Genomic DNA, 20,958 nt, shown 5'->3' on the forward strand with positions numbered 1-20,958 from the left:
TGTCTATAGTTGTTGGGCGAGCACGTTGTCGAGATATAACCGCACATGTTTCGAAGCGTTCAGGATCGGCCGAGTGTCTCTCGCGGTCAGCGCCAAGTGGAGCGAACCTTCGAGCAGGGAAATGACCGTCATGGCCGTCTCGTCCGCTTGGGATTCGGCGATGCCGATCCGTTGCAGCGCCTCGGATACGATCGATTGCCACGTTAAGAACACGTCCTGCCAAGCCTCTCGAAGCCTCTCGTTAATGTAAGAAGCTTCTACCGCCGTCCAGAAGCTGAGCGGGAGGAAGCATTCGAAGTTTGTTTGATCCGCCTCTTGCGCCGTCTCTTCTACGAACAGTTGGATCGCTTGCGCAGGGTGCTCGTGGGCCGCGAACAAGCGATTCCATTTTGCGGCGACGAGGCTTTTCGTATGGCGGATGCACTCCAAAGCCAATTCCACTTTGCCTTCCGGAAAATAGTAATACAAGGAGCCCTTCGGGCATTGGCTTTCCTTGATGATCTGGTTTAGTCCCGTTCCGTGAAATCCTTGTTTGTTGAACAATCCCGCGGCCGTCTCGACGATCACTTCGCGAGAATTCGTTTTCTCCCGCAAGGGAAACCCTCCTTTTTTAGAAATTATAGCGATCGGTCTATATAATAAAACCAGAAAAACGCGGATAAAGTCAACTGGAATTTATTCATAAGAGTATTAAGAATAGGATGACCCCGTAGCATTGGGCAGTTACATGTAGATCGACGTTTTGTTAATATAGAGGGAGCGAACGAATAGGATTGGGGGCAAGGCGCAATGGAAATCAGACAGTTAAGATCGGAAGAATTCGAGGATAGGACGGCGTTATCGCAATTCGCGTTTCAATATCATTTAACGCCGGAAGAGAAGGAGTCCAAGCGACTTAACTATCGTCCGGAGCAGGACTGGGGCGCATTCGACGAACGGGGAGAGCTGCTGTCCGCAATGCTGATCATTCCTTTGGAAGCATGGGTTCAAGGACGGAAGCTGGCCATGGGCGGGGTAGCGGGCGTTGCGACCTGGCCGGAAGCGAGAAGGCGGGGATGCGTAAGCAAGCTTCTCGTGCACGGATTCGATACGATGAGAAAGAACGGCCAAACGATCAGTATGCTGCACCCTTTCGCTTTTCCTTTTTACCGCAAATATGGATACGAAATGACCGTCGAACGGAAGAAATATTCGATCGAAACGAAACAACTGCCAGCGCGCCAAGAAACGCCGGGACAAGTGAAGCGGATGATGAAACCGGACATCGAGATTCTGAACGCCGTCTACTCATCGTACGCCTCGCGTTATAGCGGAAACCTGGTTCGGACGCAGGATTGGTGGGAGAATCGGATTTTGAAGAAATCGGGCGCTTTTGCCGTCTATTCCAACGAGAACGGTCAACCGGAAGGGTATGTTTTCTACCAGATCGCGGACGGTAAAATGACGATTCACGAGTGGGTAAGCACGAATGAAGCTTCGCGCACGGCGTTGTGGACTTTTGTCGCCAATCACGATTCAATGATCGACGAGGTCACGTTAATCGCGCCGATCGATGATCCGCTGCCGTTCCTATTATCCGACCCCCGGATCAAGCAGGAGGTGATTCCGTATTTCATGTCGCGGATCGTGGATGCGGAAGCTTTTGTACGGGAATATGCTTGGGATGAGAGTGCCGGAGGCGAACGGGAGGAAGAGGTCGCGATAAACTTATCGGATGCTCATGCGCCGTGGAACAATGGTATTTTCCGCTTGGTTTGGAGCGCTGGAGGTTCGGCAAGGTTGGAGAGGCTTGAAGGCCAATCGTACGAGCAAGCAGCATCAAGCGGGGAAGCGGTGTCTTGCGATATTCAAGCGTTGACGGCGATGCTGCTGGGCAATCGGAAGCCGTCGTTCTTGCGGGAAGTCGGGCGAATAAGCGGACCTGTGGCTAAAGTGAAGTTGCTGGAACGACATATTTCCGAACGGACGACGCATCTGATGGATTTCTTCTAAAGACGGCTTAGTCGGGGGAAAATGGGGAAGCTGGGCGGAACCTGGCGATTTATCTTAGAATAGGGGAACAATGTAAGTTGTTGTCTTTTAAAGCGATGGTTGTCAACCCGATGGGCATTGTGATAAAATGAAAATACTGTTTTTGTAACGGGATTTGGGAGGTGTAAACGATGGACGTCGTTCTTAAAATAATTTTGGTTATTTTCTCGTTAGGACTTATTGCAGTCGTTCTGCTGCAACGCGGTAAGAGCGCAGGCTTGTCGGGCGCAATCTCCGGCGGAGCAGAGCAGCTGTTCGGCAAACAGAAGGCCCGCGGTATCGATTTGTTCTTGCAACGCTTGACGATCGGATTGGCGGTCGGTTTCTTCATCCTTTCTTTGGTGGTTGCTTATTTCGTGAAAAACTAACGGGATGAGATCAGGCAGGGAGCGCGAGCTTCCTGCTTTTTTTGTGCGAATGCGCATGAGGCGGGCAGGTACATCCGGTTGCCGAGGACGCAAAGTGTGTATACTATACGTAGGACGAGGTGATACGGATGCCGATGTGCACAGAGCAGGAGCTGCTCGATTTCATGCGGGAAACCGCCTATAAACCGTTAACTTATAAAGAATTGGAAAAGCATTTCGGCATAGAGGATGCCGTTGAATTCAAAGCTTTCCTTCGCTTGCTGACCGAGATGGAGCAAGACGGCAAGATTCTGCTAACCCGTACGGATCGCTATGGCGTTCCGGAACGGATGAATTTGCTGCGGGGACGAATTCAATCCCATCCGAAAGGTTTTGCGTTCTTGATTCCGGATGACAAAGAGCATCCCGATCTCTACATTCATGCCAACGACATGAAGGGGACGATGAACGGGGATATCGTGCTGGCGCGTGTGTCCGCCAAGAACGAGAACGGCAAGCTGGAAGGCGAGATCGTTCGCATCGTGAAGCGGGCGGTGACGCAGGTCGTCGGCGTTTTCCAGAATCACGAGAGCTACGGCTTCGTTGTACCGGACGACAAACGGATTAATAAGGATATTTTTATCCGCAGCGAAGGTTTCAAGGGCGCGGTGACCGGACAGAAGGTCGTCGTTAACATCCTTACATATCCGGAAGGACGTTCCGCGGCGGAAGGCGAGATCGTCGAAGTTCTCGGCCACAAAGATGATCCGGGAGTCGATATCCTCAGCATCATCCGCAAGCATGGCTTGCCTGAAAGTTTCCCGGGCGACGTGCTCGAGGAAGCGGATGCGGCACCCGATACGATTACCGAAGAGGAGATCGTGCAACAAGGGCGTCGCGACTTACGCGATAAAGTCATCGTAACGATTGACGGCGAAGATGCCAAAGATCTGGACGATGCGGTTAACGTGGAAAGATTGGCTAACGGAAATCTTGTGCTGGGCGTTCATATCGCCGACGTGAGCTATTACGTGCGCGAGAAATCGAAGCTGGATGAAGAAGCTTACAATCGGGGCTGCAGCGTCTACCTGGTGGACAGGGTAATTCCGATGCTTCCGCACCGGTTATCCAACGGAATTTGTTCCTTGAATCCGCAGGTGGATCGACTGACGATGTCTTGCGAGATGGAATTCGAGCCGGGGACGATGAAGCAGGTTCGCCATGATATTTTCACGAGCGTTATACGGACGACGGAGAGAATGACTTATACGAACGTCCGTAAAATATTGAACGACGAGGATCCGGAAGTGACGGAGCGATACTCCGAGCTGGTGGATACTTTTAAGCTGATGCGCGAGCTGGCAATGGGGCTTCGCGATATGCGGATGCGCCGCGGCGCGATCGATTTCGAATTCCAGGAAGCGAAGGTTATCGTCGACGAACAGGGCAAGCCGATCGAGATCGTGAAGCGGGAGCGTTCGATCGCGGAGCAGATCATCGAAGAATTCATGCTCGTGGCGAACGAGACGGTAGCGGAGCATTTTCACTGGTTGAAGGTTCCGTTTATTTATCGGATTCATGAGGAGCCTTCTAACGAGAAACTGATGACGTTCATGCAGTTCGCGGGCAATTTCGGTTATGCCGTGCGCGGCAAAGGAAATACCGTGCATCCGCGGGCGCTTCAGACGTTGCTCGAAGAGATTCAAGGCACGAAGGAAGAAACCGTGCTCAGCACGATGATGCTGCGTTCGATGAAACAAGCGAAGTACGACGCGGAAAGTCTCGGACATTTCGGATTGGCTGCGGAATATTACTCTCACTTTACTTCGCCGATTCGTCGTTACCCGGATTTGGCTATCCATCGCGTTATGCGCGAGGTGCTGGAGAACGGCGGCACTTTGCCGGATAATCGCTTCGATTCATTGAACGCGCGGATGCCGGATATCGCTTCCCAATCTTCGGAGCGCGAACGCGTAGCGGTCGATGCCGAGCGGGATACCGAGAAGCTGAAGAAGGCCGAGTTCATGCTCGACAAGATCGGCGAAGAGTTCGTCGGCATTATTAGCGGCGTAACAAGCTTCGGCATGTTCATCGAGCTGGAAAATACAGTGGAAGGCTTAATTCGTCTAAGCGATATGACGGACGATTACTACCATTTCCATGAGCTTCATATGGCATTGATCGGCGAGCGCACGTCGAAGATATACCGGATCGGCGACGAGGTGAAAATCCGCGTCGGCCGCGTGAACATGAGCGACCATACGATCGATTTCGAGATGGTCGACATGAAGTCGCGTAGCGGCAGCCGCGTGAGTTTCGTCGACGCGCGCGGACCGGGCGGTTTCGACCGGAAGCGGAAGAAGCTGAACGCGGCGGGTCGGTTCGTTGGCGTCGGCGGTGGCGGCGACGGAGGCCGCGGTCGCGGCGGGCGCGGCGGTAAGCCGGGCGGCGGCGCTAAAGGCGTGCGGCCGGACGATCGGGGCGCGAGCGCCGGCGATGGCGGCAAGTTCGGCGGCAACGCGCCGTCGGGCAAGGGAGGCAAGCGGAAGAAGAAGCCGATCGGCAATGGAACGTTGCCGGTGCGGGAGCCTTCTGCGGAGTCGATTGGCATACAGGCGACGCCTGTAAGTGCGGTTGTGGAAGCGGCGGGTAATGCTGCCGGACGAACTTCGAAGCGCAAAGGTCGCGACGGAGATCGCGAGGGTATCGTTGCGGAAGCGAACGGTTCGTCGACCTCTTCGGGCGCGAATAGATCGACAGGCGGTAGAGCCCCGGGTTCGAATCCGAGATCGGAATCGAGACCGGATTCTAGAGCAGAAACAAGATCAGATGCAAGATCGGATTCGGGTACTGGTACTAGCGCGAACGGTTCTGGTGGTTCCGCATCGGCTCCGGCTAGACGCGGCAAGCTCGATATGTGGGGACTTCCACGTTCCGGTAACTATAAGCCAATCGACGATGGTACGGATGGCGGCATGTCATCCGGGTTGCGCAAAGGTCGCGGAGGCAATGGCGCCGGCGGCGCTAGCGGAGGAAACAAACGTCCTCCAAGACCGTTCACCAAAGCGGAAGCTTCGGTACCGAGATCGGGCGGAGAGAATAAGCCGAGCAAGCGTAAAAAGCCCAAAGAATAAGCAGGACAGAGTCTTCCGGACGAAATTGCCGGGAGGCTCTTTTTTCGTCGAAAGATTGGCCCGAAATGACCGCGCAAACCATTTTACAAACTTCGCCGTATCTTATAGGATAGTACTTAGTGTGTACGGAGTGACGTCGGGGAGGCAAACGAATATGAAGCAGTATTATCATGTGCTTGGAGCCAAACAGTTCGAGAAAGACGAGCTGGAAAGACTATTCGACGCGGCGCGGGAGATGGAAGGAATCGTCGCGCGCGGCGGGGATAGAAGACATGAAGGTCGAATTATGACGACGTTGTTCTTCGAAGCGAGCACGCGGACGCGGCTGTCGTTCGAGTCGGCGATGCACCGGCTTGGCGGTAACGTCATCGGCACGGAGAACGCCGCTCAATTCTCCTCCGCGATCAAGGGCGAGACGTTGGAGGACACGATTCGGATTATCAGCGGCTATAGCGACATCATCGTTATGCGCCACACCGAGATCGGCGCGGCGAAGCGGGCAGCTCAAGTCGCGACCGTACCGGTTATCAACGCGGGCGACGGAGCAGGCGAGCATCCGACTCAGGCGCTGCTGGACGCTTACACGATTCGCAAGGAATTCGGCAAAATCGACGGCCTGAAGATCGCGATGGTCGGAGATCTCGCGTACGGGCGGACGGTTCACTCTCTGAGCTACATTCTGGCGAATTATCAGGATGTTATGGTGTACTACATCTCTCCGGATAATGTACGGATTCCGGACAACGTGAAGAAGTACATGGACGAGAAGGGCATCCGCTACGCGGAGACGAACGATCTGGATTCGGTCGCGGGCTCCATCGACGTGCTGTACCAGACGCGGATTCAGAAGGAGCGGTTCCCATCGGTCGAGGAGTACGAGAAGGCGTCCGGCCAATTCATCGTCGATGCCGATCTGATGAGCCGGATGAACAAGGACGCGATCGTGCTGCATCCGCTTCCTCGCGCTGGCGAGATTACGGAAGAAGTAGACTCCGATCCGCGTGCCGCGTACTTCCGCCAAGCGGTTAACGGCTTGTACATCCGGATGGCGCTGATCGACAAGAGCATTACGGAGTCTCAGGGGAAATAATGCGAATAGGTACGGTGGTATCAAGGGCAACGGCGGATGAGAATATCCGTCGTTGTTCTTTGTATTTTTGGGATGCGCATCACAGAACTGTGGTATTTGCATCGATAGCGGAACTGCGTGCCGTTAAACTCATCGTCTCGCCACTTCCGGCGCCGCATAGCGGCAGGGATTTCCGCTAATCCATTGCACATTGCTCGAATGGGGTAGCGTCAAGTAGTCTGTGTAGTAGGTTTTTCCATCGGGACGATGGATAGAAAAAATCAATTTGTTTAAGGTCGTGTGACTTGAGGCGCGTAGCTCAAGCGAAGGCGCGGGAGCTACCGCTTTATGTCCTTTGTCTTGAATATTTCTCAGTGTACATCTTCTCAAATGCTGCTTTGGTGTCCGGGTCTACAAAGCCTCGAATTGCTCTTCCGCACCATTTCTCATTGTAGTCTAGGGATTGGAGGTAGATGATTTTCTCTGCTGCTTCAATGTTAGTTAGACTATTCATTGGCTTCAGGCGCTTGCGTAACTCTTTGTTCGTCCGTTCAATGGGGTTCGAAGTGTAAATCGCAGGTCGTGTGAGTGCTGGGAACTTGTAGAAGGTCAGTAACGTCGGGAGTTGTTCCTCCCACGACTTCACTTCCTTCGGATATTGCTTGCTCCATTTGGCTTTGAACCCATCGAAGACCGCCAAAGCTACATCGCCATCGAATGCCGTGTATACACCCTTCAAATCTTCGAGAAACTCGGTTTTATCGTTGACTCGAATTTTTGGAAAGGTACTTCTCACTTTATGGACGATACAATGCTGCACATCGGCTTGAGGATACACTGCTCGAAAAGCTTCCTCAAGTCCAGGTAGTCCGTCAAAAACGCCAACTAGTACTTCGGTTGCTCCGCGGTTCTTTAAGTCAATTAAGACCTCTTTCCAAACGTTAGAACTCTCTTGGCCACCGACGTAAAATCCTAGAATTTGACGTATCCCTTTCTCGTCGATACCCATGACCAAGTAAACAGCCTCGCTACTGACTGTATTACGTTTGAGCTTAACATAGAGGCCGTCCAAATAGATAACGGAGTAGCGTTTCTCTAGCGGGCGCTTCTGCCACTGTTCGATGTCCTCCATAACCGTCTGAGTAATGTTACTGATGGTGGTCGGAGAATACTGAGTACCGAACATGCTCTCGATGAACTTGGCAACTTCGCGTGTGCTCATTCCGCCTTTGTACATATGAATGATGGCCTCTTCCAGCCAGCCTTCCCTACGTTGGTAGGGTTGGAACAAACGTGTTTGAAAAGTCCCTTTACGGTCGCGAGGAACTTGGAGTTCGTTTATGGTTCCGTAACGGGTTTGGAACGTACGCTTGTAGTGACCATTACGACTGTTTCGCTGATCCTGTTGCTCGTTAAGCATGTAGTTCTTAATTTCTTCACGCATGAGCAGTTCTAGTTTCTCCTGCAACAGCTTTTTTACAGCATTTTCAAGTAGATTGTCGTACGCATTTTCGGATATAGTAGTCATCGAGTAGGGCTCCTTCTTGGTGATGTCGTAATCCCGAGGATACCCTACTTTTTTGTTGCCTGTTAAGGCTCCAAATGTTGGTACACAGACTACTTTACATCATCTCGAATGGAGACTGGGGACACGGAATAACGGAAATCCGTTCCGCTACCTTTTTAGAAAACCAACTTTCCTCATGAATAACGGCAGAGAATTCCGCTATGATAAAACTTGTTGGAAACTGCGGGTATGAGGGCCACTTCGGCCTAACTTTTGTCGGTAATACTCAGTTTCTGTACTGTGGAGTTTGTTCGGATTTGTGAAGAAAATCAATTGATATTCGTATGTGCGTATATGCTGATGTTCTTTTGAATGTTGTTCGGGTTCAATGCGACTTGTTCAATTCACGCCGTTGTTGAAGGTGCTACGGGCAGCGTGCTATAATGAAGATCCGGCAATTTCGGGTATCCTAATGAAACGTGGTGAAGGAAAATGGGCAAGAAAGACCAATTCGACAAGCCGTTAGCTCAGAATAAGAAGGCGTCCCATGACTACTTCATCGAGGAAGCCATTGAAGCCGGTATGGTTCTGACAGGTACGGAGATTAAATCTCTTCGCACCGGCCGCGCGACGTTAGGCGATGCGTTCGCAACGATCCGCAACGGCGAGATGTTCCTTCATAACATGCACATCAGCCCTTTCGAGCAAGGCAATCGTCACAATCCGGTCGATCCGACTCGGGCTCGCAAGCTCTTACTGCATAAGACCCAGATCCATAAGATGCTCGGCTCCGTTAAGCGGGACGGTTACACCCTCGTACCTCTTCGCGTCTACATCAAGAACGGCTACGCCAAATGTCTGATCGGCCTCGGTAAAGGAAAGAAGCAGTTCGACAAGCGCGAAGCCGACGCCAAGCGGGATTCTCAGCGAGACATTCAGCGTATTCTTCGCGAGAAGCAGAAGGTTAGCCGTTAGCGTTGTTGCTTGATCGGTATTCGTTGTAATCAAGTTTGTACCAAGACTGCCAGTAACACTTTAGGTAATAGCAAGTCGCACGTGTTATAATAGATGAGTAAGCTAAGCAAGCTTGATCTATAATCATCCTTCGGGGTGATTCCTGGAAGTCCGACCGCTTTAGCGGTGGCGACCAACTTTTTGGGGGCGTTTATGGATTCGACGGGGATAGAACGAGCGTGGGTAGCGGGTAGTAGGGCTGCGTCTGCTTCACTAACGCGGAAAGCCATTTAAACGGCAAACAACAAAACAACTACGCTTTAGCAGCCTAAGAAACTGCTTGCGTGCTTCTACCTTCCATCGCCCATGTGGCAGGATAGGGGCTAACCTATAGTGGGATACGCTAACTAGTCTCCGCCTGGGGCTGATTAGAAGAAGACAATCAGGCTGACCCGAAGGGAATCCGGTGACGGGGAGTCTCTAGGGTGACATCAAATCTGTCACTACACCCGTAGAAGCACATGTGGCGTTGTCTTCGGACAGGGGTTCGACTCCCCTCGCCTCCACCACGAAAAACCCGACCGCATGAGGTCGGGTTTTTGTGTGGGCAAAATTGGGGAGTCGCCAGTCCGAAGGAGGACATTGGGGTTCGATCGCGCGGAAGGCAGCGGAGCGGACTGAGCACGCAATTCAATTCTACCGCTAAGATTGTCATCGTCGAGTTCACTTCGTCAGCCATTTCAATCAAGAATTGAATACTCTCCTTAAGCCGCCACCATAAAAATGCGACACAAGAAACCGACACGAAGTAGTCGCGTTTCGTTTGGGGAGCCAAAAGGAACTTGACCCTTAGGAGTGTAATGTGGTTCGTACACTTGGAGATAGCGGGTATGTATTTTCAATGAATAGGTTCTTTAATTGTTGGGAATGAATATATTGCAATTAGAGTGCGAGCAATCTGTACAGATTGCTCATAATTAGATATAATGGGAGGCAGGGAGGCGATGACGATGTTTATGGAATATGGCTTCACAGAGGCAAGAAAAGACTTTACTAGTGTTATAGATCGCGTTCAGCATCTACTTCCAGTTGTGATTCAGCCTCGCAAGAAATCCGAAGAACCTACTTTTCTGTTTAAGCAAGCGGTAGTCCATCAATTATTGTCTGAGTATAAGTTTCAATGTACACTTGTGGATGAAGAAGAAGGCAGTTATGCTTATTGGCTCGACCCACTTGATATTTATGGCTATGGTGAGACTAAGGAAGATGCGATTAATTCACTCATTGATGACCTTCTCCTCTACTGTAAGGAATATACCCAAAACCCAGAACGCTATATAAGTGCCCCTAATCGCAAACATCACTTACCATATGTGTTTAAAGTGATGTGCTGCAATGATCCTAAAGAAGTAAAGCAAATGCTAATTCCAGATGCCTCCTAGATTTCGAGATTTAAAATCTTATTGCGATAAAAATGGGTGGGTTTTGATCGGTAATACCGATCATTGGTATTACGAGAAGGTGCTACAGAATGGGGACATATTGAAAACGAAGGTAAGCCTTGCTGTTCATAAGGAGATACCTCGGAATATCTGGAAGAATATCCTTAAGCACCAGTTGAAAATTACTGAAAATGAGTTTAATGATAACAAATGATGTATGAGTTTCAGCAGCTTTAAGGATGCTAATCAATGCCTTACAACGACTTTCAGGTGACATCAAATCTGTCACTACACCCACGGCGAAGCCCAGCACATGTGGCGTTGTCTTCGGACAGGGGTTCGACTCCCTTCGCCTCCACCATCATCAAAGCCAGCCGCAAAGAGGCTGGCTTTTTTGCGTGGAAAAAAAGGGGGGGGGGGGGGGGGCGTCACAGTCCGAAGGAGGACATCCAGCTTGCCAGTCAGGGTCGTGTAGGACGGTAATCGCAACAACTGGCTCAATTAAGATTTGCTCCGGTTAAACTGCCCCTGAATGAATTTTTCTCCCCACTCGCATAGCTGATCTAAGATCGCTTTGAGCGACTCTCCTATTTCAGTCATTTCATAGACTACTTTTGGCGGTACTTGATTGTAGACCGTCCTGAAGATGATTCCGTCGTCCTCCAACTCTCTAAGTTGTTGAGTTAACATTTTTTGAGTAATACCGGGCATTGCTTTCTTAAGCTCGCTCGTTCGTTTGGGTCCGTAGGCCAAGTGGCACAGGATCAGTGTTTTCCACTTCCCTCCGAGGACATCGAGCGTGGCTTCCGCGGGGATATTGTACGAGTGCTTCGGTTGTGCTTCCATGGGATCTCTCCTCTTGTCGATGAACGTAATCTCAATAAAAATGCAAGTACTTTTCGGTACCTATATAACTAATTAGTGCTATTAGCACAATAAAGTGCGTTCTTCCCTAATGTTATTATATGGAACATAATCTCCACATACCAGAATTCAAATCTAAATAGTGGAGGAAACAATATGACTCAACGCCTATTAATCGCCGGAGGATACGGGATTGTCGGCAGCACCATCGCCCAGCATGTTCGTAAAATCAACAAGGATGTAGAAATCGTGCTTGCAGGACGTAATCCGGATCGCGGCACCGCGCAGGCTATAGAACTGAGCAATGCCACCTCGGCTTACTTGGATTTGGAGAATAATTTTGGATTAGACAATCTGGGCGACATTAACGCTCGTTGCCTTGAAATCCGCCGAATCCTTCAGCCGGATCAATTCGATTGAAACAGCAGGTCTCTACGATGAGCGTGAAGAGATGGGACCTATGACGGTTGGCGATTCGGAGGGCTTCATTGGCGGCGCGCTCGTTCGGGATGGAGGCCAATGGGTCTGGATCGACGCGAGTCAGCACCCGAGAAATGTCCAGCTTACCGACGGAAGCACGTTGGAGGGGCTTCCGATGGGACTGCTCGATGTACCTAGCTTAACGGCTGCTACTGGCTCGCCGAATGTTTGATTTGATTTTTTACAAGGCGAGTCCATCGGGATTTGACCATTCATGAAATAAAAGGGGATGTTTCAAATGCAAAGAAGCGCAAGCAATAAAGTGTCGTGGGGGCTGTTGCTCGTGCTATGCGGGGCGATCTTCCTCGAAGGAATCGACGTGTCGATGATGGGAGTGGCCTTGCCGTCGATTCGCGCGGAACTAGGCATGTCCACCAGCGAACTGAGTTGGGTAGTGAGCGCCTATGTTCTCGGTTATGGCGGATTTATGCTGCTGGGAGGGCGAGCAGCAGATTTGCTCGGCCGTCGGCGAATGTTTCTTATCTGGCTTTTCATTTTCCTCCTTTTCTCCGGTATAGGCGGATTTGCTACCGAGGGGTGGGTCCTAATTATCGCCCGTTTCGTGACAGGGGTCGCCGCTGCATTCATGACACCCGCCGGTCTCTCCATCATAACGACGAGTTTCCCCGAAGGCCCGCTGCGCAATAAGGCACTCTTGGTCTACGCGGGAACGGCGGCCGCGGGTTTCTCTCTTGGCCTTGTCGTTGGCGGATTGTTGACGGCGATTGACTGGAGATGGGTATTCTTCGCTCCGGTCGTACTGGCACTGATCATTCTCCTGGCCGCGATTCGTCTTATTCCGGTCTCGGTCCGCCCGAAGCGCTCATCCCCTGGTTTTGACTTCGCCGGAGCAATCAGCGTGACGGGGGCGATGCTCCTTCTCGTCTCGACGGTGGTCAATGCGCCGGAAGTGGAATTGGCTTGGACAATCGGCACGCTTGCTGCAGGGCTCTTGTCCCTGGTCGCCTTCATTGTAATTGAGAGGCGGTCGGCAGCGCCGCTAATGCGACTTGGCATTCTCCGTTCGGGCGCGCTCGTGCGTGCTAACCTTGGAGCAATCTTGTTCGCTGGCGCTTTCTTCGGCTTCCAGTTCGTCGCCGTCCTATATCTTCAGGAGCTGCGCGGCTGGTCAGCGCTTGAGACCGGTCTTGCGCTCTTGGCCGTTGGCGTCGATGCCGTACTCGCACCGACGCTCACACCCCGACTCGTTGACCGATTCGGCAACGTGCGGGTTGTATTCGGAGGCTTATGTCTGGCTGCTTTGTCTTACGCCCTGTTCCTGCCGGTTGGCCTCGACTGGAGCTATGCGGCAATGTTTCCTACCATGATTCTTACCGGCATCGCTTTTGCGCTAACCTATGGTCCGCTTACCATCGCGGCTACGGACGGCATTGCCGAAGAAGAGCAAGGGATTGCCGGCGGCCTTCTGAGCACGTCTCTCCAATTCGGTGCGGCTCTCGGCCTCTCGGTGGTGACCGCCGTCAGTATCATTGCCACGGGAGATAATGAATCGCCGCAGGCCATCTTGGAAGGCTTTCGAACCGCTCTGCTCGTTCCGGTTGGCGCGGCTGTCCTCGGTGCCGCAATTACTGCGATCGGTTTCCGGAAGCGCAAAATACTTCAACGGATCCATTAATACCAATTGTCAGATCCCGAACCCTTTATTTAATCTTATCCACGAGACCTTGATCAATGAGGAGGCCGAACGAAAAGCTAGCCGGAAGAGGCTGGCTTTTTTGCGTGGCAAAGGGGGTTCGTTCCGCGCAGGTAGCGATGCGGACGAGCACGACATTACGCTTGAATCGACTTTCTATATTCAATAGGATAAACGCCCGTGAGCTTCTTGAACACGTTTGAAAAGTAGTTCACATTGACAAAGCCCACGGCGGTTGCAATCTGGTTCGATTTCAGCTGAGTGGCGGCCAGCAGTTCTTTGGATTTCTGGATTCTCACATTATTCAAATAGTTGGAGAATATTTCGCCGGTTGTTTTTTTGAATAATTGACCGAGGTAGGCCGCATTGATGTTAAAGGTGGCGGAAAGCGTCTTAAGCGACATTTCCTGTGCATAGTTTTTGTCTATATATTGAAGGACGGTCTTGACTAGAGGGTGAATATTGTCATAAGCGTGTTCAAGACTATCCATATAATCTGTAATAAGGGACTTCAGCCAGACGGTCATATCGGCGATTCGATGCATGCGCAGGATATCAAACAGAGCATGGTCGGAGTGCTTTCGAAAGACGTCCAAGTGATGGTTGGGAACGTGTAAAGTGCCGAAGATGTGAAATAAAATTTCCATAGTCAAACCCTGAACATATTCAGGCGTGACCCCCTCGCCAGTCTCCAGGCGATTAAAGGTATGGTCGATATATCGTATGGCTTCGTCCTTATCCTTGGAAACAATCAAGCTTTTTAAATGTCCGAAATCAAGCTCGAAATCAGGATTGTATTTTGCGTTATTCTCATGCAAATTTTCGAAATTAAGGAGCGTATTGGAAGGCAGCAATCGGTAATCCTTGATCCGGCAAGCGTGTTGGTAACTTCTATGAACGGATCGGTATCCGTTTTCGATGGGGCCCAGCGAAACGATCACGTCGATTTTCAAATTTTCAGTAATTTCTTGAATGCACAGCTCCAGCAGGCGATTTAGCTTCTGAATATCCATCCGACCCTGGTCCCATGAAAATATAATGATCAAATCGCCGTTTAAGCTGTTGAAGGGTAAGAAGTTCTCGTAACCGTCAAGAACTTCTGAACAAATGTTAAGAAGGGCAATCGACAGCGGACCGAGCTGGATATCCCGAACGACTGGGATTTGGTATTTTTTAAAATGCTGACGATACCAACCATATAGGATTCGCGGCTCAGATCGATCTGCAAAAATTCGGCGCGGTTTTCGAGTTCATCGTACCCGATGTTGCGGGTGACCCATCGATAAAGAATATTCTCCCGGACGATGTTGAGATTGTCGTGGTTCTGAACCGTAGCGTTTGCTTCGTTTTCAAGCTTTTCAACCGTATTCAAGATCGTGTTGGACAACTCGTCTTCTTCGATCGGCTTTAGCAAGTAATTTTCAATCCCGCTCTTGGAGGCTTCTTTTACAAACTTAAAATCATCGTGACTGCTCAAAATAATGATTTTAACGTTCCAGCCCCTGTCGCGAATCTGCTTAATCAGTTCCAAGCCGTCCATTGCCGGCATCATAATATCGGTAACTAAAATATGGATGTCATGATTCTGCATAATCTCCAACGCTTCCAGTCCGTTCCTCGCCCTGGCGACGATTTCGGTGCCGTGCTCTTCCCAGTTGATGACATGAGGCAAGCCGTTCAAAATAAAGAGCTCGTCGTCAACGATCAATACTTTGTACATTTCTACGCAGCTCCTCCTTAGTCATAGCGCTAAGCGTCAAGGTGATCTTGGTCCCCCCGTTGCCGCTTTGAATGTGAATCCCGCACTCGTTTCCGTAAATGAGCTTGATCCGCGATTCGACGTTGACTAACCCGATATTTTCCTGGCCGAACATGTGCAGGTTTTGCAACTGATTGTTGATCAAGCCGAGCCGAGCGGGTTCGATTCCATTGCCATTATCGTAGACGGAGATTTGAATCAAATTGCCCGCGCGGCGTCCATTGATCGTGATCACGTTATTGTCTCTGCTCATATCGATTCCGTGGACAATGGAATTTTCGACTATCGGCTGAAGCAGATGCTTGGGAATGCCGTAAGTAAGAATTTCTTCCTCCACGTCGACGACAACCTCGAACAGTTCTTCGAACCGTAAATTGTATAGCTCGAGGAAGGAACGGCAATAACGGATTTCATTATCGATGGAAATGACCATTTCATCCTTGATGCTGCTTCGGAAGAGATTAGCCAACATCTTGATCATTTGACTTACCGTATAGTCTTGCATGCTCAATGCTTTCATTCGAATGGCCTCAAGCGTGTTATAGAGAAAATGAGGGTTAATCTGCGATTGCAGCGCATATAATTCGGCGGTTTTCTGTTTCAGTTCGGCATCTTTCCGCTGAAGCTCCCAAATATATTCCCTTTTGATATATTCCTCCAGTCTTTCGCTCATCAGATTCAGGTTATAGGCAATGAGCCCTACTTCGTCCTTACGGTCTTGCGTGAGCGCCCTTGCGGAGAGATTCCCTTTTTGAATTTCCTTAATCGTACGAAGAACGTCGCCCAACCGTTTAGAAAATACGGAAGTGCCGAGGAAAGTCAAAGCGAGCGTAAGGAGAAGGCACACGAGAGCCGTATACGAAATGACTCTGGTTATCGAACGAACGTCGCTGAACAATTCGGATTGCGGAATCATCCCTACAACCAGAAAACCGTACTCTTCGTTTTCGTTGATGTTTATGATGGAATTTCGAATCGTCATTGTACTGCCGGAAGATTCAAGAATAGCTGAGGAATAAGGAAAGGGCTTGTCGTAATATTGGCCGGACGAATCGAAAATGATGCCGCCGTCCTGCGAAAGGATCAAAATCGTGCCGACCAAATATTTTTGATATCGCTCATAGGCTTTTTTTAGCATGTCCGATCTGTACGTCATAATCAAGTAGCCTATAGACACCGAGGGATCCTCCGGATCTCTCAAGTAGTCATAGATGGAATAAACTCTGGGGGAACTATCATCGCGGGTTTCAGCAAATGCGGGTATTAGATACGTTTTATTCCGATTGATGTTCGAATCTTTACTGTTCTCCGTAATGGCCGCGCTCAGCTTGGGGAAGTATTGTTCCGTCTTCATCAAGCCGTTACGGGTACCCATCAACTTAAAATCGAACGTTGCGTTAACCAATAGGGTATCCAATAGATTCGGATCGCTAGGCAAAGCTCTTTCATCCAAAAAGCTGTAGACGGACTCCGCATTTTTTCTAGTCTCGTTGGAGATCGAGAGATTGGACGATTTGGGGGAATGGGAATTTAAGTATTGAAAGGATGAAATGATCGCGTTTCCCCGTCCGTTTTCCATCGTTTCCCCATAATAGATGTAATTCATCGTCTTTTTCAGATTTGCGTTTTGATCCGCGAAGAAGGAGCTGACCGATTGCAACACTTCTTCGTTGTAGCTCAGGGCCTGTTCTTTCAAAATATTCGTAATTCTATTAACGATTAATAACGTTAAAATACTTAACGAAATTAGGATAATAAGCGAATTCATAAGCAACAATTTGTTAAAAAAGCGCTTTCGGATGTGTTTGGCGTACATCAAGCGAATCATGGCTGTTCACCCGTTTCCTGCTCTATGATCTTAAAATTCACTATAACATGCTCGGCCATAAAACTTCACGAGAACCATAATTTTTATATAAAATCTCATAATCATTGCAATTGTTACACGACCTTCATGGGCTCTATACTTAGTGGCAGGAGGTAGAGAATGACAATGGAAACCTTGCAGACCAAGACACCGCCCCATCTCCCGGCCCAGGCAGGAGGGTTAACCGGCAAGCAAAAACAAAAGATCAAACTGTTATTGATGATCTCTCCTTTTTTGGTAGTTACGTTCGTTTTTTATTACTTGCCATTATTGGGTTGGTCATTCGCGTTTATGGATTATATTCCGGGAGTGCCCATTTTCGAGCAACAATTTGTCGGTTTGAAGTATTTCAGAATCATTTTTTCCGGAGGCAACGATTTTTTGCTCGTTATGAAAAATACGCTGAGTCTCAGCTTCCTTGGCTTGGCGACAGCCCCGATTCCGGTCATTTTCGCCATTATGCTGTCCGAAGTACGGCATAGCAAGTTATCGAAAACGATTCAGACCCTCACTTCAATCCCGAACTTCATTTCTTGGATTCTCGTTTATGCAATCGCTTTCGCCCTGTTTTCTTCCCAGGAAGGAATGATCAATAAAATTCTGCTGGATTGGCATGTGATCGATAAACCGCTAGAACCGTTAATTAGCAGCACCTATGCATGGTACTTTCAGATCTTGATAGGACTTTGGAAGGGAACCGGCTGGGGAGCGATCATCTATATTGCGGCAATCGCCGGCATTGATCAGGAGCAGTACGAAGCGGCCGAGATCGATGGCGCCGGGCGGTTCAGGAAAATATGGCATGTGACGATTCCGGGTATTCTTCCCACGTTTTTCGTTCTGCTGCTGCTTGCCATTTCGAATATTCTGAGCAACGGCTTCGAGCAGTATTATGTCTTCCAGAACGCCATGAACAGCAACAAGCTTGAGGTGTTCGACACCTACATCTATCGAATGGGGATCGCCAACGCGGAATATGCCTTTTCGACGGCAATGGGTATTTTCAAATCGGTAATCAGCATCATTCTGCTTCTATCTGCCAATTCTTTGTCCAAAGCCGTTCGCAAGGAAAGCATCATCTAAGGGGAGGGGAGGAACCGCCGGTGCGAATCAAACAAAGAGATTTTCTGTTTCAGTTTATAAATTCCGGAATCTTGATTGTGTTTGCCTTTAGCTGCATTTATCCGTTCTACTATTTGATTATTAACTCTCTGAGCAATCCCGCGGATGCCGCTAATGGCATTTACCTGTTTCCCAAAAATATTACGCTTGTCTCGTACGAGCATCTTGCGCAAATTCCGTCGATTTATCAAAGCGTTTTCATATCGCTCTCAAGAACGGTCGTGGGAACCGTGCTGACGGTTTTCAGCTGCGCCTTCGTCGGTTTCCTGGTTTCGAAAAAGACGATGCCCGGACGGAAATGGATATACAGATCGATCATATTCACCATGTTCTTTAATTCGGGACTTATTCCCTGGTATATGCTCATGAAGGAGCTTCACCTGAAGAACAGCTTCCTGCTATACGTGTTGCCCAGCATGATTTCGGCATTCTACATTATTCTGGTCAAAACCTATATCGAGTCGCTTCCTGCCGCATTGGAAGAATCCGCCGAGATGGACGGCGCGGGACTGACTACGGTCTTCTTCAAAATTATCATGCCGCTGTCCATGCCGATCATCGCTTGCGTTGCCGTATTCAGCGCGGTGAATCAATGGAATTCGTGGGCGGATAACTATTACCTGGTATCCGACAGCAACCTGAATACGCTTCAATATTTGCTCTATACGAATCTACAAACCAATATGGCCAATATGATGAATGCGACTTCCGGAGGCAGTTCCGTGACATCCATGGCCAGTTCCGTGCAGGTGACTGCGGCATCGATTAAGCAGTCGATGACGGTCGTTACGGTGCTGCCGATCTTGTTGGTCTATCCGTTAATGCAAAGATATTTTGTCAGGGGACTCATGCTTGGAGCAATTAAAGGTTAAGCGATTGCTGGTAAAACTGCCCGCAAGGGTATTTTTATAAAACAAAAAGTGAGGGGATTGTCATGAGTAAAAAAGCGGCGTCTTGTCTTCTATCCCTATTGTTGATCGGTACCCTTTTCGGTTGTTCGAGCGAAAACAAGAATGAGACGAGCGTGCCTGCCACAACGTCGTCGCCGAGCGCGACTTCGCAAGGACAAGCGTCGGCGGAGGCCAAACCGCCAATTACGTTGAAGATTTCCGCCTTCGTTTCCAAGGCTGAGCCGAATGGCGTTGGGCAAAACCCGGTCGCGAAATATATTGAGGAGAAGCTCGGGATTACGATGAACATGACTTCGGTGGGCGGCGGCGACGATTGGCCCCAGAAACTGAACGCTTTAATCGCGAGCAACGACCTTCCGGATATTTTCCTGGTCACGGATCCGGTGAAACAAATTCCGCAGATGATCAAAGCAAAACAAATCGTTGAGCTCGGTCCGCTGCTGGAGAAGAACGGCAAAAATATACTGTCCCATAATCTCGGCAAAGCGATGGTCGAACTGCAAACGAAATATAGTCCAAGCGGCGACAAGCTGTATTCCATCGGCATGAACATGGGGACGTGGGATACGGGAACAGCGCCGATCGCGGGACATTTTATCCGATGGGATCTCTACAAAAAGCTCGGTTACCCTAAGCTCGAGAATTACGATACCGATCTTCTGAACGTGCTCAAGCAGATGCAAGAAGCAGAGCCGACGACGAAAGACGGCAAAAAAGTGTACGCCTTAGGCGGATGGTTCGCCGACGCGCAAGGCTGGGGAGACTGGGGAATCACTTATCCGCTTTCGTTTTCGGAAGGTCAAAGCTATGTGACTTTGGATAAAACGGTGGTAGCCGACATCGAAACGAACACCGTCAATCCGAATAACGCGTTGACCGATAAAAACAGTATTTTCTGGCGTGCCATCAAATTCTATAACAAGGCCAATCAGATGGGCATTCTGGATCCGGAGTCGTTCTCGCAAAAGTCGGACGGCTATGTCGCCAAGATGAATACCGGGAGATATCTGTATGAAAGCGAAGGCTGGTATGTAGACGGCATTAACAACTTCTTCGAAAAAGAGGGAACGCCGGAAAAAGGAATGGTAGCGCTGCCTGCGCTCGGTACGGACAAATATACGTTGATTAATATGTTGCCGGCCGGCGAAAGGACGTATGTAATCTCATCGAAATGCAAGGATCCGGAGAGGGCTTTGGAGCTGCTGGACTTCCTTTCCTCGTATGAAGCTTCCAGAATCGTATGGAACGGATTGGAAGGGACGAATTGGAACATGGAAGACGGCAAGCCCGTGCCGACGGATGACTTCCTGAACCAGGACGGCAACGATTTCGAATTCATGAAGAAAACCGGAGCATTGATCTACCAGCATTTCGTCGGCTTTGCAAGCGGCACAATCGATCCTGCAACGGATACTCCGGTTAATCTGTTCGCGAATTCGGAGAAAGCCATCGCCAAGAAGCTGAAGCCGGTTCACCAAGATATGCTGGAGCATTATGGCGCGAAGTCGTTGTTCGATCTTTATACTTCTAATATGAAAGCCTATAAGTCCAACGCGCTCTTTAGCTTGGGAGAACTGCCGGACGATCTGAAGACTTATGAAACGAATCTGCAAGCCTATACCTTTAAGCAGCAATTCCCGCTGATCCTGGCCAAGGACGATGCGGAATTTAATAAGATGCAAGACGAATTCATTGCGGGCTTGAAGGAATTTAAGGTGGACGAGATCTTCGCCTACTGGAAATCGAAGGCCGATCAATCGGCTCAAGAGCTGGCGCCTATTTACGACTTGCTGAAATAATCAGTGAAGGAAGGGATA

The 20,958-nt window shown here is 49.7% G+C and carries 18 protein-coding genes and 1 other RNA gene; 13 read left to right on the forward strand and 6 right to left on the reverse strand.

Annotation, left to right across the window (positions count from 1 at the left end):
• Positions 1 to 3 precede the first annotated feature (3 nt).
• On the reverse strand, positions 4 to 594 hold the full coding sequence (locus HH215_RS25875; protein WP_169282507.1) for a TetR/AcrR family transcriptional regulator: 591 nt from the start codon (positions 592 to 594) through the stop codon (positions 4 to 6).
• Between the two features lie 195 nt (positions 595 to 789).
• On the opposite strand from HH215_RS25875, the gene HH215_RS25880 reads away from it, so the two are divergent.
• The 4 genes from HH215_RS25880 to pyrB all read left to right on the forward strand — a co-directional run bounded on the left by HH215_RS25880 (position 790) and on the right by pyrB (position 6,602).
• Positions 790 to 1,992 carry a GNAT family N-acetyltransferase gene (locus HH215_RS25880; RefSeq protein WP_169282508.1) on the forward strand — a complete coding sequence of 401 codons (1,203 nt, stop codon included), beginning with the start codon at positions 790 to 792 and terminating at the stop codon, positions 1,990 to 1,992.
• Positions 1,993 to 2,162: 170 nt separating this feature from the next.
• A complete protein-coding gene (gene secG, locus HH215_RS25885) occupies positions 2,163 to 2,399 on the forward strand; it encodes a preprotein translocase subunit SecG (RefSeq protein ID WP_169282509.1) in 237 nt (78 codons plus the stop codon).
• Between the two features lie 134 nt (positions 2,400 to 2,533).
• Entirely contained in the window at positions 2,534 to 5,512 is a 2,979-nt protein-coding gene (rnr, locus tag HH215_RS25890) for a ribonuclease R (protein ID WP_169284583.1), read from the forward strand.
• A gap of 154 nt (positions 5,513 to 5,666) precedes the next feature.
• Positions 5,667 to 6,602, forward strand: a complete 936-nt coding sequence (pyrB, locus tag HH215_RS25895) for an aspartate carbamoyltransferase (RefSeq protein ID WP_169282510.1) — start codon at positions 5,667 to 5,669, stop codon at positions 6,600 to 6,602.
• 325 nt (positions 6,603 to 6,927) lie between these two features.
• Here pyrB and HH215_RS25900 read toward each other — a convergent pair whose 3' ends face one another.
• Positions 6,928 to 8,109 carry an IS256 family transposase gene (locus HH215_RS25900; protein ID WP_169280657.1) on the reverse strand — a complete coding sequence of 394 codons (1,182 nt, stop codon included), beginning with the start codon at positions 8,107 to 8,109 and terminating at the stop codon, positions 6,928 to 6,930.
• 471 nt (positions 8,110 to 8,580) lie between these two features.
• Between HH215_RS25900 and smpB the strand changes: the two genes are divergently transcribed.
• The 3 genes from smpB (at position 8,581) to HH215_RS25915 (ending at position 10,484) form a co-directional block, all read left to right on the forward strand.
• The gene (gene smpB / locus HH215_RS25905; protein WP_169282511.1) at positions 8,581 to 9,063 is read left to right on the forward strand and encodes an SsrA-binding protein SmpB; all 483 of its coding nucleotides are present in this window, start codon (positions 8,581 to 8,583) and stop codon (positions 9,061 to 9,063) included.
• Positions 9,064 to 9,245: 182 nt separating this feature from the next.
• Positions 9,246 to 9,611, forward strand: a transfer-messenger RNA (tmRNA) gene (ssrA, locus tag HH215_RS25910).
• 435 nt (positions 9,612 to 10,046) lie between these two features.
• The gene (locus tag HH215_RS25915; RefSeq protein ID WP_169282512.1) at positions 10,047 to 10,484 is read left to right on the forward strand and encodes a RelB antitoxin-like protein; all 438 of its coding nucleotides are present in this window, start codon (positions 10,047 to 10,049) and stop codon (positions 10,482 to 10,484) included.
• A gap of 501 nt (positions 10,485 to 10,985) precedes the next feature.
• Here the strand turns inward: HH215_RS25915 and HH215_RS25925 are convergent.
• Complete coding sequence (locus HH215_RS25925) at positions 10,986 to 11,330, reverse strand: winged helix-turn-helix transcriptional regulator (RefSeq protein WP_169282514.1); 345 nt, start codon at positions 11,328 to 11,330, stop codon at positions 10,986 to 10,988.
• A 174-nt stretch (positions 11,331 to 11,504) separates the two neighbouring features.
• Between HH215_RS25925 and HH215_RS25930 the strand changes: the two genes are divergently transcribed.
• The 3 genes from HH215_RS25930 (at position 11,505) to HH215_RS25940 (ending at position 13,464) form a co-directional block, all read left to right on the forward strand.
• Positions 11,505 to 11,768, forward strand: a complete 264-nt coding sequence (locus HH215_RS25930; protein WP_169282515.1) for a hypothetical protein — start codon at positions 11,505 to 11,507, stop codon at positions 11,766 to 11,768.
• A gap of 40 nt (positions 11,769 to 11,808) precedes the next feature.
• On the forward strand, positions 11,809 to 12,000 hold the full coding sequence (locus HH215_RS25935) for a hypothetical protein (protein ID WP_169282516.1): 192 nt from the start codon (positions 11,809 to 11,811) through the stop codon (positions 11,998 to 12,000).
• Positions 12,001 to 12,066: 66 nt separating this feature from the next.
• Entirely contained in the window at positions 12,067 to 13,464 is a 1,398-nt protein-coding gene (locus tag HH215_RS25940) for an MFS transporter (RefSeq protein WP_169282517.1), read from the forward strand.
• Between the two features lie 155 nt (positions 13,465 to 13,619).
• On the opposite strand, the gene HH215_RS25945 is transcribed toward HH215_RS25940, so the two are convergent.
• From HH215_RS25945 to HH215_RS25955, 3 genes are read right to left on the reverse strand one after another with little or no spacing between them, the layout of a single operon-like run.
• A complete protein-coding gene (locus HH215_RS25945) occupies positions 13,620 to 14,495 on the reverse strand; it encodes a helix-turn-helix domain-containing protein (RefSeq protein WP_169282518.1) in 876 nt (291 codons plus the stop codon).
• 41 nt (positions 14,496 to 14,536) lie between these two features.
• Positions 14,537 to 15,202, reverse strand: a complete 666-nt coding sequence (locus tag HH215_RS25950; RefSeq protein WP_169282519.1) for a response regulator — start codon at positions 15,200 to 15,202, stop codon at positions 14,537 to 14,539.
• A complete protein-coding gene (locus HH215_RS25955) occupies positions 15,180 to 16,937 on the reverse strand; it encodes a sensor histidine kinase (RefSeq protein WP_169282520.1) in 1,758 nt (585 codons plus the stop codon). The genes HH215_RS25950 and HH215_RS25955 overlap by 23 nt, the downstream gene beginning before the upstream one ends.
• 291 nt (positions 16,938 to 17,228) lie before the next feature.
• Here HH215_RS25955 and HH215_RS25960 point away from each other — a divergent pair, with 291 nt between their 5' ends.
• The 3 genes from HH215_RS25960 to HH215_RS25970 all read left to right on the forward strand — a co-directional run bounded on the left by HH215_RS25960 (position 17,229) and on the right by HH215_RS25970 (position 20,940).
• Positions 17,229 to 18,191 carry an ABC transporter permease subunit gene (locus HH215_RS25960; protein WP_254450229.1) on the forward strand — a complete coding sequence of 321 codons (963 nt, stop codon included), beginning with the start codon at positions 17,229 to 17,231 and terminating at the stop codon, positions 18,189 to 18,191.
• A gap of 20 nt (positions 18,192 to 18,211) precedes the next feature.
• Positions 18,212 to 19,102 (forward strand): carbohydrate ABC transporter permease, encoded by an 891-nt coding sequence (locus HH215_RS25965; protein ID WP_169282521.1) that lies wholly within the window; start codon positions 18,212 to 18,214, stop codon positions 19,100 to 19,102.
• Positions 19,103 to 19,164: 62 nt separating this feature from the next.
• The gene (locus tag HH215_RS25970) at positions 19,165 to 20,940 is read left to right on the forward strand and encodes an extracellular solute-binding protein (protein WP_169282522.1); all 1,776 of its coding nucleotides are present in this window, start codon (positions 19,165 to 19,167) and stop codon (positions 20,938 to 20,940) included.
• The last annotated feature ends 18 nt before the right edge of the window (positions 20,941 to 20,958 follow it).

Source organism: Cohnella herbarum (genome assembly GCF_012849095.1).
Lineage (GTDB): Bacteria > Bacillota > Bacilli > Paenibacillales > Paenibacillaceae > Cohnella > Cohnella herbarum.